The sequence below is a fragment of the Nonomuraea polychroma genome (genome assembly GCF_004011505.1).
Taxonomy (GTDB): Bacteria; Actinomycetota; Actinomycetes; order Streptosporangiales; family Streptosporangiaceae; genus Nonomuraea; species Nonomuraea polychroma.
On record NZ_SAUN01000001.1, the window covers coordinates 409,934 to 424,101 of the forward strand.

The window sequence follows — 14,168 nt, forward strand, 5'->3', positions numbered from 1 at the left end:
CCGACCACGGCGGTGATGCGATGAAGAAGGCGGCCATGGTCACGCAGCTCGACCCTCCTCCCGTCCGTGGATCGCTCCACTCCTCCGACCTAAGGCCTCTGCTCACGGCGTTGCAGGGGCTGCGTGACGGGAACTTCCGTCATCGCCTCGACGTGCCGGACGACCCGGTCCTGGCCGAGCTGGCGATCGTGTTCAACCAGGTCGTCGAGCGCAACGAGCACCTGACCGCCGAGCTGACCAGGGTGCGCGGCGAGGTGGCCAGGCGCGGCCGGCTCGACGAGCGGCTCATTCCCAGCCCCGGCACGGGGAGCTGGGCGGTCAACGTGACCGCGGTCAACTCCTTGATCGACGCCCTGGTCATTCCCGCGGCCAAGGCCACCCGCGTGCTCAACGCGGTCGCGGACGGCGACCTGTCGCAGCGCGTCGACCTGCAGGAGGACAACCGGCCGCTGCAGGGCGGCCTGCGGCTGATGGGCAAGGCCGTCAACCGCATGGTCGACCAGCTCGCGTTGTTCTCCGGCGAGGTGACGCGGGTGGCGCGCGAGGTCGGCACCGAGGGCCGGCTCGGCGGCCGGGCCAAGGTGCAGGGCATGTCGGGCAGCTGGCGCGACGTGACCGAGGCGGTCAACGCCATGGCCGCGCGGCTGACCGCCCAGGTGCGGGACATCGCGGTGGTCACCACGGCCGTGGCCAGGGGCGACCTGACCCGGCAGGTGACGGTCGAGGCCACCGGTGAGCTGCTGGAGCTGAAGCTGACCGTCAACACCATGGTCGATCAGCTGTCGGCGTTCGCCAGCGAGGTGACGCGAGTGGCGCGCGAGGTCGGCACCGAAGGGCAGCTCGGCGGGCGGGCCGAGGTGAAGGGGGTGCTCGGCACCTGGAAGGACCTCACCGACAACGTCAACTTCATGGCCTCCAATCTGACCACCCAGGTGCGCTCGATCGCTCAGGTGACGACCGCGGTGGCCAACGGCGACCTGTCCAAGAAGATCACCGTCGATGCCCGGGGCGAGATCCTCCAGCTCAAGGACACGATCAACACGATGGTGGGCCAGCTGTCGGCGTTCGCCGACGAGGTGACGCGGGTGGCCCGTGAGGTGGGTACGGAGGGGCGGCTCGGCGGTCAGGCGCACGTGCGCGGGGTGCGTGGCGTGTGGAAGGACCTCACCGACAACGTCAACTTCATGGCCTCCAACCTGACCGAGCAGGTCCGCGACATCGCCCAGGTCGCCACCGCCGTCGCCCAGGGCGACCTCAGCCGCAAGATCAGCGTGGACGTCAAGGGGGAGATGCTCCAGCTCAAGGACACCGTCAACACGATGGTGGGCCAGCTGTCGGCGTTCGCCGACGAGGTGACGCGGGTGGCCCGTGAGGTGGGTACGGAGGGGCGGCTCGGCGGTCAGGCGCACGTGCGCGGGGTGCGTGGCGTGTGGAAGGACCTCACCGACAACGTCAACTTCATGGCCTCCAACCTCACCAGCCAGGTCCGCAGCATCGCCATGGTCACCACCGCCATCGCCAACGGCGACCTGTCCAAGAAGATCACCGTGGACGCCCGGGGCGAGATCCTCCAGCTCAAGGACACCATCAACGCCACTGTCGACAAGCTGTCGGCGTTCGCCGACGAGGTGACGCGGGTGGCGCGCGAGGTGGGCACCGAGGGCCGGCTCGGCGGCCAGGCTCAGGTGCGGGGCGTGTCCGGGGTGTGGAAGGACCTCACGGACAACGTCAACTTCATGGCCTCCAACCTCACCAGCCAGGTCCGCAACATCGCGCAGGTCGCCACCGCCGTCGCCAACGGCGACCTGTCGAAGAAGATCGACGTGGACGCCCGCGGGGAGATCCTGGAGCTGAAGACGACGATCAACACCATGGTCGACACGCTGTCGTCGTTCTCCTCCGAGGTGACCCGCGTGGCGCGTGAGGTCGGCTCGGAAGGCAGACTGGGTGGGCAGGCCGAGGTCGAGGGCGTCTACGGCACCTGGGAACGCCTGACCAAGAATGTCAACGAGCTGGCCTCCAACCTCACCACCCAGGTACGCGCCATCGCCGAGGTCGCCAGCGCCGTCGCCCAGGGCGATCTGAGCCGCGCGATCAGCGTCGAGGCCAAGGGCGAGGTCGCCGAGCTGAAGAACAACGTCAACCTCATGGTCGCCAACCTGCGCGAGACCACCCGTGCCAAGGACTGGCTGGAGAGCAACCTGGCCCGCATCGCCGGCCTCATGCAGGGTCACCGGGACCTCGTCGAGGTGGCCGACCTCATCCTGCGCGAGCTGACGCCGCTGGTCAGCGCCCAGTACGGCGCGTTCTTCCTGGCCGACCCCGACGCGCCCGAAGGCTCCCTGGCCTACATCGCCGGCTACGGCGCGGCCCACGACGTGCTGCCGGGACCGGGCAGCCCCGGGTCGGGGCTGATCAGGCAGGCGGCGCTGGAACGCAAGCGCATTCTGCTGGAGGACGTGCCGCCCGGATACATCAAGGTGCACTCGGGGCTGGGCGAGGCCGCGCCGGCCAGCGTCGTGGTGTTGCCGATCCTGTTCGAGGACAACGTGCTCGGCGTGATCGAGCTGGCCTCCTTCAGCCGGTTCAGCGACGTGCACCTGGCCTTCTTCGACCAGTTCGTGGTGACGATCGGCGTCGCGATCAACACGATCATCGCCAACGCCCGCACCGAGGCGCTGCTGTCGGAGTCGCAGCGGCTGGCCCAGCAGTTGCAGGGCCGCTCGGACGAGTTGCAGCGCCAGCAGGCCGAGCTGCGCAAGACCAACGCGGCGCTGGAGGAGAAGGCCCACCTGCTGGCCACGTCCTCCCGCTACAAGTCGGAGTTCCTGGCCAACATGTCCCACGAGCTGCGCACGCCGCTCAACAGCCTGCTCATCCTGGCCAGGCTGCTGGCCGACAACCCCGAGGGCAACCTGTCGGCGCAGGAGGTCGAGTTCGCCACCACGATCCACAACGCCGGCAGCGACCTGCTCCAGCTCATCAACGACATCCTCGACCTGTCCAAGATCGAAGCCGGTCGCATGGACGTACGCCCGGAGAAGCTGCCGCTGAGCAAGCTGCTCGACTACGTGGACGCCACGTTCCGGCCGCTCACCGTGGACCGCGGGCTCACGTTCGAGATCGAGGTGCAACCCGGCACGCCGAGCGAGCTCTACAACGACGAGCGCAGGCTCCAGCAGATCCTGCGCAACCTGTTGTCCAACGCCGTCAAGTTCACCTCCTCCGGCGAGGTGCGCCTGAAGGTGTCCGTCGATCCCGGGAGGCGCACACCGGAAGGCGAGGTGCTGGCGTTCGCCGTCAGCGACACCGGCATCGGCATCGCCGCCGACAAGCTGCCGGCCATCTTCGGCGCGTTCCAGCAGGCCGACGGCACCACGAGCCGCAAGTACGGCGGCACGGGACTGGGCCTGTCGATCAGCAGCGAGATCGCCCGCCTGCTCGGCGGCGAGATCCACGCCAGCAGCACCCCGGGCGTGGGCAGCACGTTCACGTTGTACGTGCCCGCGGGATGCCCGGCGCCGGCTGTGACGGGGGACCCCGAGTGGCAGCCCTCGCCCAAGCCCGTGGAAGCGCGTGCCGCGCAGCCGCAGGCCGAGTGGCCGGCTGTGGACGGCGACGACCTGTGGCAGTCCGCCATCAAGCTCAGCCTGCTCAAGGACGGCCCGCTGGGGGAGGCGTTCGCGGGGCGGCGGGTGCTGATCGTGGACGACGACATCCGCAACGTCTACGCCCTGACCCACGTGCTGGGCCGCCTCGGCATGGAGATCGTCTACGCCGAGAACGGCCGGGAGGGCATCGAGGCGTTGGAACGTGACGAGGACATCGACCTCGTGCTCATGGACGTGATGATGCCGGAGATGGACGGCTACGAGACGCTCGCCGCCGTACGCGAGATGCCGAGGTTCGCCGACCTGCCGATCATCGCGCTCACCGCGAAGGCGATGCCCGGCGACCGGGAGAAGACGATCTCCTGCGGTGCCTCCGACTATGTGCCCAAGCCCGTGGACCTCGACCATCTGCTCGAGGTGATGCGGGGGTGGATCGAACGGTGAACCGCCAGGTCAAGATCCTGCTGGTGGACGACAACGAGGAGAGCCTGGTCGCGCTGGAGGCCATCCTGCGGCCGCTCCAGCAGCGGCTGTTCAAGGCCAGGTCGGGCCAGGAGGCCATGAAGCTGATGTTGCGGCACGAGTTCGCGGTCGTGCTGCTCGACGTGCTCATGCCGGGCATGGACGGCTTCGAGACCGCCACCCACATCAAGCGGCTCGACCAGACGCGTGACGTGCCGATCATCTTCCTCACCGGCACCGAGCCCAGCGCGGGCGCGGCCTTCCGCGGCTACGCGGTCGGCGCGGTGGACTATCTCACCAAACCGTTCGATCCGTGGGTGCTCAGGAGCAAGGTCGCGGTCTTCATCGAGTTGTTCCGCAAGACCGCGGTGCTGGTCGAGCAGACCGCCCTGCTCACGCAGCTCGTCGACGACCGCGAGGCGCTGTCGGACTTCGCCTCGCGGCTCGGCGCGGTCGAGTGCCGGCTCACGAGCCTGGCCGAGACCGCCTCCGGCGACGAGGGGCTGCGGGACACGGTCAAGGAACTGGCCGACCGGGTGGCGGCGATGCAGGCCGCCTTCGACCTGATCTCCTCCGTGGAAGGCCGCGGCAGAGAATGAGGGCGGCCCGCAGCCGGTCGGCATGGGCGGGAGTGAGGCCGCCGGCCGGAAATTGAGGAGAGGCATATGCTCCGATGAGCAAGGCCTTGCCTGCGACCATGCGGCCGTTGCATAGACATGGGCTGAACCTCATGTAAGGGGCGTTCGGCGAGTCTCCGCGCGCGCCGCGGTGTCTCCGACGTACCTTTGGCATCATGGCCACCCGTACGCCGAAAAGCGCACCGAAGGGGCCGGCAAAGCGGTCGACCTCGTCTCGATCGACCCCCGCGAAGCGGACAGGCACGTCGGCGGGGAGCTCCAGGGCGAGGGGAGCCGCCTCTGGCCGCAAACCCTCGGTTGCTCACCAGGACCCGATCAGCTGGGTCTTCACGATGATCGGCAAGCTGATCGTCGGGCTGTGGATGTTGCTCGCCAACGGCATCGGCAGCATGGCCCGCGCGCTCGGCAAGAACGCCCGCGAGCTGGATCCGGCGCACCGGCGCGACGGGGTAGGACTGACGATGCTCGCGGGCGCGATCGTGCTGGCGGCCATGACCTGGCGCAATGCCGACGGGGCGGTCTCCGGCGTGGTCAACACGGCCGTGCACGCCGTGTTCGGCTCGCTGGCCTGGGCGCTGCCGCTGCTGCTCGGCCTGCTGGCCTGGCGCTACCTGCGCCATCCCGACCAGAACGCCGACACCGGCCGCATGGTGATCGGCTGGGCCGCGCTGCTGATCGGTGTGCTGGGTGTGATCCACGTGGCCAACGGCACGCCCTATCCGGCCGGCGAAGGCCAGGGCATGGACAAGGTGTCGGCGGCCGGAGGCATGATCGGGTTCATCGTGTCGGCCCCACCGATGAGCATCCTGCCGCCGTGGATCACGATCCCGTTGTTGCTGCTTCTGTCCGGATTCGGCGTGCTCGTGATCACCGCGACTCCCGTGCACCGGATCCCCGAGCGGCTGGCCGAGCTCAAGCACATGTTGTTCGAGCGGCAGGCGGAGCCGCAGTCACGTGAGCCGGGTAAGAAGCGGACCAGGGCGAAGAAGCCGGAGACCGGCGAGGGCGGCGAAACGATCAAGCCCTACGACAGCCCGGTGCTGGCGGAGAAGCCGGACAAGCGGGCCGGCCACTCTCCGGAGATCGTGCCCGGACTGACCGACGAGGAGGAGTCGCCCGCGCCGGAGGCGGAGCGCAGGACCGAGCCGCCGCTGCCGACGCCCGCGCCGCGCAAGGTCGAGCAGTTGGTGCTGTCGCCGCAGGCGGGGCCCTACAGCCTGCCGGACCTGCAGTTCCTCAAGCCGGGCAGCGCGCCCAAGCCGCAGACCAAGGCCAACACCACCGTGGTGAACGCGCTGACCAGCGTGCTCGAGCAGTTCACGATCGACGCGCAGGTGATCGGGTTCACCCGCGGGCCGACCGTCACCCGGTACGAGATCGAGCTCGGCCCGGCGGTCAAGGTCGAGAAGGTGACGGCGCTCACCAAGAACATCGCCTACGCCGTCAAATCAGCAGATGTCAGGATTTTGTCGCCCATCCCGGGTAAGTCGGCTATCGGGGTGGAGATCCCGAACGCCGACAAGGACCTGGTGGCGCTGGGCGACGTGCTGCGGTCGCAGGTGGCGCAGGCCGATCACCATCCGATGATCGTCGGCCTGGGCAAGGACGTCGAGGGCCGCACCATCGTCGCGAACCTCGCCAAGATGCCCCACCTGCTCATCGCGGGCGCCACCGGCGCCGGCAAGTCGGTCTGCGTCAACGGGCTGATCACCAGCATCCTCATGCGGGCCACGCCGGACGAGGTGCGCATGGTGCTGGTGGACCCCAAACGCGTCGAGCTGAGCGTGTACGAGGGCATCCCCCACCTGATCACGCCGATCATCACCAACCCGAAGAAGGCCGCGGAGGCCCTCGAATGGGTGGTGGGTGAGATGGACCGGCGTTACGACGACCTGGCCGCGTCGGGGTTCCGGCACGTGGACGAGTTCAACAAGGCCGTGCGGGCGGGCAAGCTGGTGCCGCCGCCCGGCAGTGAGCGGGTCTACCAGCCGTACCCGTACCTGCTGGTGATCGTGGACGAGCTGTCCGACCTGATGATGGTGGCGCCGCGCGACGTCGAGGATTCGATCGTGCGCATCACGCAGCTGGCCCGCGCGGCCGGCATTCACCTGGTGATCGCCACCCAGCGGCCCAGCGTGGACGTGGTCACCGGTCTGATCAAGGCGAACGTGCCCTCCAGGCTGGCGTTCGCCGTCTCGTCGCTCACCGACTCCCGGGTCATCCTCGACCAGCCCGGCGCCGACAAGCTGATCGGCCAGGGTGACGCGCTGTTCCTGCCGATGGGCGCGAGCAAGCCCATCCGCCTGCAGAACGCGTTCGTCTCGGAGAAGGAGATCGCCGAGATCGTCGCGTACTGCAAGGCGCAGATGCAGGCCGAATACCGCGAGGACGTGGCCGCCGCGCCGGTCAAGCGGGAGATCGACGAGGACATCGGCGACGACCTCGAGCTGCTGATCCAGGCGGCCGAGCTGATCGTGACCACGCAGTTCGGCTCGACCTCGATGTTGCAGCGCAAGCTGCGGGTCGGCTTCGCCAAGGCCGGGCGGCTGATGGACCTGCTGGAGAGCCGCAACGTGGTCGGACCGAGCGAGGGCTCCAAGGCTCGCGAGGTGCTCGTGAAGCCCGACGATCTGCCGGGTTTGCTGGCCGACCTGCGTGGCGAATGACCCCAATGCATCCCTCCGAGGCAGCTACTGATTGAATATGAACCACTACGGAATGTCGTGGTGGGGATATACCAGGCGCCATCGGGGAGGCGTTTCGCCGTGCAGGAGCAGAGCATCGGAGCCATGCTGGCGGCAGCCAGGCAGTCGGCGGGGCTGACGGTCGCGCAGGTGAGCGCGGCCACCCGGATCCGCGAGGCGATCATCCATGACTTGGAGCAGGATGACTACGACCAGTGTGGCGGCAAGTTCTACGCCAGGGGGCATGTCAAGGCCGTGGCCAAGGCTGTGGGGCTGGATCCCGAGGCCGTCGTGCACCTGTATGACCAGCAGCAGGGTGGGGCGCCTCGGCCGGTGCGGGCCGCGGCGGTGTTCCAGACCGACAAGAAGGTCCACGTGCCGGAGCGGCGGGGACCTAACTGGACGATGGCGCTCGGGGTGGCGCTGGCGATCGTGGTGGCCTTCGGCATGATGCGGGTGCTGGGCGGGACGGGCGACCAGGCGCAGACCCCCGGCGTGCGGCAGGTCTCCGCCCGGCCGACCGTCCCACCGAACACGCCCATCACGGAGACGCCCAAGTCGTCACGCAAGGTGAGTGGCAAGCGTATGGTGACCGTGCAGATCAGGGCCAAGCGGACGTCGTACGTGAACCTGCACGACGCGAAAGGTCGCCGGTTGTTCTCCGGGACGTTGCAGGCGGGCAGGGTCTCCACCTGGCGCACGCCGGAGAAGGTCAATCTGGTCCTCAGTGACGCCGGCGCGGTGTCGGTGCTGGTCAACGGCGAGCAGGTGACGGGACTCGGAGGGCGCGGGGAGGCGGTGCAGCGCTCCTTCGAGGCGCCGAAGAAGCAGACGCGACAGCGCGCGAGGTAGTCGAGCAGGTGGACCCGTGCATCGGGTAGTGGCCAACTCCCGATACCGTAGTGTTCACCATGTCATCCCGCCGAACCGCATCGCTGATCACTCTGGGCTGCGCACGCAACGAGGTCGACTCCGAGGAGCTGGCCGCGCGACTCGAGGCTGCCGGCTGGCAGCTGGGCGACGACGACCCCGATGTCGTCGTCGTCAACACGTGTGGCTTCATCGACTCAGCCAAGAAGGACTCCATCGACACGCTCCTGGCCGCTGCCGACTCCGGCGCGAAAGTGGTGGCCGCGGGCTGCATGGCCGAGCGCTACGGCAACGAGCTGGCCGAGGCGCTGCCGGAGGCCAGCGCGGTCATCTCCTTCGACGACTACGCCGAGATCGGCGACCGGCTCGACGACGTGCTCGCGAACCGGCCGCTCAAGCCCCACACACCCCGTGACCGCCGCACGCTGCTCCCCATCTCGCCGGTGGAGCGTGCCACCGCGCCCAAGACCAACATCCCCGGCCACGGCGACCTGCCGACCGGGCTCGGGCCCGCCAGCGGGCCCCGTGTGCTGCGCAAACGCCTCGACGAGAGCCCGGTGGCCTCGCTCAAACTGGCCTCCGGCTGCGACCGGCGCTGCACGTTCTGCGCCATCCCGGCCTTCCGCGGCTCCTACGTCTCACGCACGCCGGACGAGCTGCTGGCCGAGGCCGACTGGCTGGCCCACCGGGGCGTGCGCGAGCTCGTCCTCGTCAGCGAAAACTCCACGTCCTACGGCAAGGACCTGGGCGACCTGCGGGCGCTGGAGAAGTTGCTGCCACAGCTCGCGGCCGTCGACGGCATCGAGCGGGTGCGGGTCAGCTACCTGCAGCCGGCCGAGCTGCGTCCCGGACTGATCGACGTCATCACCGGCACCGGGGGTGTGGCCCCCTACTTCGACCTGTCCTTCCAGCACGCCAGCAACAGCGTGCTGCGCAGGATGCGGCGTTTCGGCGACCCCGAGCGCTTCCTGGGGCTGCTGGAGACCGTACGCGAGCGCGCCCCTGAGGCCGGCGTGCGCTCCAACTTCATCGTGGGCTTCCCCGGGGAGACCGAGGAGGAGTTCGGCGAACTGGTGGGCTTCCTGGAGAAGGCCAGGCTCGACGTCATCGGCGTGTTCGGCTACTCCGACGAGGACGGCACCGAGGCGGCGAACCTGCCGGACAAGCTCGACCAGGAGGTCATCGACGAGCGTGTGCGGGTGCTCACCGCACTGGCCGAGGAGCTGACCGCCCAGCGGGCGGAGGAGCGCATCGGCACCGAGGTCGACATTCTGATCGACGACGACCTGGGCGACGGCGGCTATGAGGGCCGGGCCGCCCACCAGGGGCCCGAGGTCGACGGCTCGGTCACGGTGCAGGGCATCGGGCTGGTCAGGGGGCAGATCGTGCGCGCGGTCGTGGTCGACGCCGAGGGTGTCGACCTGATCGCGCGTATCAAGGCCAGTCCATGACTGTGTTCCCCGACGGCCTCCTGCGCTCCGCTCCTCGGTCGCCGGCGCTCCCTGCGATGCTCACTCCGGAGGCCGTCTCGTGATGAAAGACGAGCGCCGGGTGGTGAGCCCGTGGAACATCGCCAACATCCTGACGGTCCTCCGGTTGGCGCTCGTCCCGTTCTTCGTCGTCTGCCTCTTCCTGCCGGGCGCGGGCTGGCGGGTGACCGCGCTGGCGGTCTTCGCGGTGGCCTCGCTCACCGACCACCTCGACGGCGAGCTGGCTCGCCGGTACGGCCTGATCACGGACTTCGGCAAGATCGCGGATCCGATCGCGGACAAGGCGCTCACCGGCGCTGCGCTGGTGTGCCTGTCGATCCTGGGCGAGCTGCCGTGGTGGGTCACGGGAGTGATCCTGGGCAGGGAGCTGGGCATCACGGCGCTGAGGTTCGTGTTGCTGCGGCACGCGGTCATCCCGGCCAGCTATGGCGGCAAGGTCAAGACGGTGCTGCAGATCGCCGCGATCGTCCTCTACCTCCTGCCGTGGATCCCGGACATGGTGCGGTGGGTGGTGATGGGGGCGGCCCTGATCGTCACGGTGGCCACCGGCGTCGACTATGTGATCCGGGCCGTGAGGTTGCGTAAGGTGGCCAGGCAGGCGCGCGGGGAGTGATCGACAGTGGATGTGGCCGGGGTTCTGTCCATGCTGGTGCGGCGGTCCGCCACGGTGGCGGTGGCCGAGTCGCTCACCGGCGGGCTCATCGGGGCCGCGTTCACGTCGGTGTCCGGGTCCTCGAAGGCGTTCCGCGGCGGAGTGATCTCGTACGCCACCGATCTCAAGCGGGAGCTGCTCGGTGTGCCGGGGGAGCTGCTGCGGCGCGAGGGGGCCGTGCACCCGGAGGTGGCGGCGGCCATGGCGGCGGGCGTCGCGCGGCTGTGCGGGGCCACGTACGGGCTTGCGGTGACCGGTGTGGCCGGTCCGGAGCCGCAGGACGGCAAGCCCGTGGGCCTCGTTCACATAGCGGTTTCCGGGCCTGGCGGGCAGATTTGGTCTCGCGAATTGAGACTTGATGGGTCGCGCGAACGTATCAGGGTAGAGACGGTGGACGAGGCCGTTGATCTCCTAGCAGGTGTGCTGAAGACGAACATAGGGGAACATTCCCGGTGATTACCGTGTTACGTCCCGAGCGAACATGCCTTGCGCGGTCTGACGCGGTGTCGGTGGATACGGGTACGGTGGAGCTGTGAGTGAGGTCCGTGAGCCAACTGCAAGCACCGAGCGCCCGGCAGGCGGGCCTGATGAGTCGCGCAATGAGGCACGAGCGGCGGTCCAGGGGCGGCGACGCCCAGTGATGACGGCGAGGAGTATGTACGAAGCTAAGAAGACCAAAGTGCGGCACGATCCGATCGCGCGAGGCGTGGTGAAAACATCCGCGCCGGGGAGGGAGCGACAGATGATTCTGCTGCGTCAGCTGCTCGGCGACGTGCTGAGGCGGCTGCGGGTGCGGCAGGGACGGACGCTACGCGAGGTGTCCACGCTGGCCCGTGTTTCGCTCGGCTACTTGTCCGAGGTGGAGCGTGGCCAGAAGGAGGCCTCGTCCGAGCTGCTCGCGTCCATTTGCGGCGCGCTCGGGGTGCCGCTTTCGCAGGTGTTGCGTGAAGTGTCCGACCAGTTCGCGCTGGCGGAGCTCCAGGCCGCTCCTGTGCTTGCCGATGTGCCTGAGCACGAGCGCCTGCCCCTTACCGAGACGGTTCCCGGGTCGATCTCCGACTCCGTGTTCCCCGAAGTCAAGGACATGGTGGCTGCCTAGCGTGGCTGGCAGCCGGCACACCACAGGATCAGCCGCTCCTGTGGCTGCGCCCCCATCTCCCCGCGGCTGATGCGGGTGCCGCAACGGCGACAGGGCCTCCCCGCCCTGCCATAGACCCAGGTCTGGTTCGCCGGGCGGCGATCACCTGTGGTCACCGTGCCCGCATTTCCCTTGTTGGCGGCCAGAAGTCGCTGCGCCAATGACACCAGTCCGTTGAGATCCTCGATCTCCCCAACCTTCCGCCACGGCCAGATTCCTCGCAGGAACAGGGTCTCGGCGCGATAGATCGTGCCGATCCCCGCCAGGTTGCGCTGATCGAGCAGCGCCTCCCCGATGGTCCTGTCGGGTGCCCCTCGCAGCCTCCGCACGGCCTCGTCCGGGTCCCAGTCCGGGCCGAGCAGATCAGGCCCCAGATGGCCCACGAGCCGTGTCTCGTCACGTGTCTGGACGAGATCCACCATTCCCAGCTTCACACCCATGGCCGTCCACTGCTGGTTGGCCAGGATCAGCCTGACCTGGTCGCCGGGGGGTGGCTTCATGTGGGCTGTGGCCGGGTGGACACGCCAGCTGCCGTCCATGCGGAGGTGGGTGTGGATGGTCAGGTCGCCTTCGACGCGGGTGAGCAGGTGCTTGCCCCGTGAGAGCGTGGTGAGCACCGCGCGGCCCGTCAGGTCGACGGTGGCATACCGAGGGACGCGGAAGTCGGACCTGGTGAGGATGCGGCCGTCCAGAGCCTCCCGCAGACGTGCGGCTGTCCGATAGACGGCGTCCCCTTCTGGCATCTCTTCAGATTAAGGGCCGGCTATTTCGGCGGGCCAAACCAGAACCCCGTCTTTTACGGCGGGGCCGAGTGGGCCGCCACTCGGCGTACTTCGGCCGAGGGCCCTCCAGGAAGACGCCCTCTGAGCCCTTCACCGGCGGGCCGCCGTTACGCGCGCATTGTGGGCCGGCTCCGTGGTGAGCGTGTCCCCGACGCGCCAGAGGCCTGATGTGGCGGCGCGTCGGGGGTGCGTCTACTCCTGTGGGGCGTCTGCGGGTTGGGCCAGGATCAGGGTCAGGTCGTCGGGTCGGGTGCGTGTGGAGTGGTCGGGCCGCAGCAGGTCCAGCAGGTCGCGCAGGGCCTCAGCCAGTGTGGGGGCGGTCAGGGCGGCGTGCAGGTGCTCCTCGAACGGCACCTGGGTGCCGCTTCGGTCGCGGGCCTCGGTGAATCCGTCGGTGAACAGCAGCAGGCGGTCGGACGGCTGCAGCCGTACGCGCCACACGTACGGGTGAGGGGACAGCCCCAGCGGCGGGCAGGGGCGGGGCGGCTCGAGCACGCGTAGCCGGCTGTCGACCCGGATCGGCGCGGGATGGCCGCAGTTGACGAGCAGGACGGCGCCGGGCACGAACTCGGCGAGCAGCACGGTCACGAAGTCCTCGGGCCCCAGGTCAGGGCCGATGCGGGCGTCGAGGTCACGGGCCAGGCAGGCCAGGTCGGGGGCGGTGGCGGCGGTGCGGCGGAAGGCGCTCAGCACCGCCGCGCTGAGATGGGCGGCGTCCAGGCCGTGGCCCTTGACGTCCCCGATGATCAGACGCGCGCCCGCGGGCGTGGCGATGGCCTCGTGCAGATCCCCGCCGATGCGGGCGTTGCGGGTTGCCGACCGGGTGTGGGTGGTCAGCCGGACACCGCCCAGTTCGGCGGGCAACGAGGGGATCATGGCCCGCTCGGCGATGCGGGTCATGCGGGTCAGGTCGGCGTGCTGTCGTTCAGCGCGGCGGGCGATGGCGACGCACAGCAGCCCGCCGAGGGTGACGATCAGAGCCCGTACGAGGCCGTAGGGCGGCTCCGAGCCGTCTCCCAGGACGGGGAGCAGGAGGGCCAGGACGAGCGCGGTGCCCGCGAGCAAGCCGGTCTGCCGGATGGTCAGGCAGTGTGCGGCGACCACCGGCCCGACGAGCAGCAGCGCGGGCAGCAGGACGGGGATGTAAGCGAGGTCGGCCAGCGCGACGGAGACCTCGCCTGCCAGCAGTATGGGCAGGAGCCGACGCTGGGCCTTGAAGGGGGTTCGCCACGAAATGGGGACCTCCTCGGACCATTCATTGCCGAGTAGTCACCTTCTCACTCTTAGTGACATTGTGGTGGTGATTCCGGCAAACTGCTGAAGCCCCCGGCCGGATCAGTCCCAGGCGGCGGGGTCCGCGGCGAGCTGGCGCACCCGCTCGGGCAGCGCCCCCGAGGCGACCTGTTCCAGCGTGACCTCCTCCAGGATGGAGCGCTCGGTCGCCCGCAACGCGATCCACACCTGCTGCAACGACTCCGCGGGCCCCCGGTAGCCGACGTGCTCGGGCCGCTCGCCGCGTACGTTGGCCAGCGGGCCGTCCACGGCCCTGATCACGTCCGCCAGTGAGATGTCGGCGGCGGGCCTGGCCAGCACGTAGCCGCCCTCCGGCCCTCGCTGCCCCCGCACCAGCCCGGCGCGGCGCATCTGGAGCAGGATGTTCTCCAGGTATTTGGGCGGCATGTCCTGTTCCTTGGCGAGTTCGCCCACGGTGGTCGGGCCCGCACCGGCTGCGGCGAGTTCGGCGGCGGCTCGGAGTGCGTAGTCGACACGAGCGGAGAGGCGCATGTTCTCGATTATCCCTCCTGGTCAACACTGGTTAGGTGCAAGGTCGTCAGAAGGGG

Annotated in this window: 11 protein-coding genes; 8 read left to right on the forward strand and 3 right to left on the reverse strand. The window is 69.1% G+C overall.

Annotated features, from left to right (window positions below):
* The first annotated feature begins 20 nt into the window (after window positions 1-20).
* From EDD27_RS01850 to EDD27_RS01885, 8 genes are all read left to right on the forward strand, one after another.
* Window positions 21-4,055 carry a HAMP domain-containing protein gene (locus EDD27_RS01850; protein WP_241563813.1) on the forward strand — a complete coding sequence of 1,345 codons (4,035 nt, stop codon included), beginning with the start codon at window positions 21-23 and terminating at the stop codon, window positions 4,053-4,055.
* Window positions 4,040-4,672, forward strand: a complete 633-nt coding sequence (locus tag EDD27_RS01855; protein ID WP_127930765.1) for a response regulator — start codon at window positions 4,040-4,042, stop codon at window positions 4,670-4,672. Before EDD27_RS01850 ends, EDD27_RS01855 begins: the two co-directional genes overlap by 16 nt.
* Before the next feature lie 371 nt (window positions 4,673-5,043).
* Window positions 5,044-7,377, forward strand: coding sequence for a DNA translocase FtsK (locus EDD27_RS01860; protein WP_421914584.1), 2,334 nt, complete (start codon window positions 5,044-5,046; stop codon window positions 7,375-7,377).
* Between the two features lie 99 nt (window positions 7,378-7,476).
* Window positions 7,477-8,247, forward strand: a complete 771-nt coding sequence (locus EDD27_RS01865; protein WP_127930767.1) for a helix-turn-helix domain-containing protein — start codon at window positions 7,477-7,479, stop codon at window positions 8,245-8,247.
* 59 nt (window positions 8,248-8,306) lie between these two features.
* Window positions 8,307-9,716, forward strand: coding sequence for a 30S ribosomal protein S12 methylthiotransferase RimO (rimO, locus tag EDD27_RS01870; RefSeq protein WP_127930768.1), 1,410 nt, complete (start codon window positions 8,307-8,309; stop codon window positions 9,714-9,716).
* Between the two features lie 82 nt (window positions 9,717-9,798).
* Window positions 9,799-10,368 (forward strand): CDP-diacylglycerol--glycerol-3-phosphate 3-phosphatidyltransferase, encoded by a 570-nt coding sequence (gene pgsA / locus EDD27_RS01875; RefSeq protein ID WP_127930769.1) that lies wholly within the window; start codon window positions 9,799-9,801, stop codon window positions 10,366-10,368.
* Between the two features lie 30 nt (window positions 10,369-10,398).
* On the forward strand, window positions 10,399-10,863 hold the full coding sequence (locus tag EDD27_RS01880) for a CinA family protein (protein ID WP_127930770.1): 465 nt from the start codon (window positions 10,399-10,401) through the stop codon (window positions 10,861-10,863).
* A 286-nt stretch (window positions 10,864-11,149) separates the two neighbouring features.
* Window positions 11,150-11,506 carry a helix-turn-helix domain-containing protein gene (locus tag EDD27_RS01885; RefSeq protein ID WP_127930771.1) on the forward strand — a complete coding sequence of 119 codons (357 nt, stop codon included), beginning with the start codon at window positions 11,150-11,152 and terminating at the stop codon, window positions 11,504-11,506.
* On the opposite strand, the gene EDD27_RS01890 is transcribed toward EDD27_RS01885, so the two are convergent.
* The 3 genes from EDD27_RS01890 to EDD27_RS01900 form a co-directional block, all read right to left on the reverse strand.
* Complete coding sequence (locus EDD27_RS01890; RefSeq protein WP_127930772.1) at window positions 11,503-12,288, reverse strand: DNA-formamidopyrimidine glycosylase family protein; 786 nt, start codon at window positions 12,286-12,288, stop codon at window positions 11,503-11,505. The genes EDD27_RS01885 and EDD27_RS01890 overlap by 4 nt on opposite strands.
* 231 nt (window positions 12,289-12,519) lie before the next feature.
* A complete protein-coding gene (locus tag EDD27_RS01895) occupies window positions 12,520-13,431 on the reverse strand; it encodes a PP2C family protein-serine/threonine phosphatase (RefSeq protein ID WP_127930773.1) in 912 nt (303 codons plus the stop codon).
* A 231-nt stretch (window positions 13,432-13,662) separates the two neighbouring features.
* Entirely contained in the window at window positions 13,663-14,112 is a 450-nt protein-coding gene (locus tag EDD27_RS01900; RefSeq protein ID WP_127930774.1) for an RrF2 family transcriptional regulator, read from the reverse strand.
* Between the last annotated feature and the right edge of the window lie 56 nt (window positions 14,113-14,168).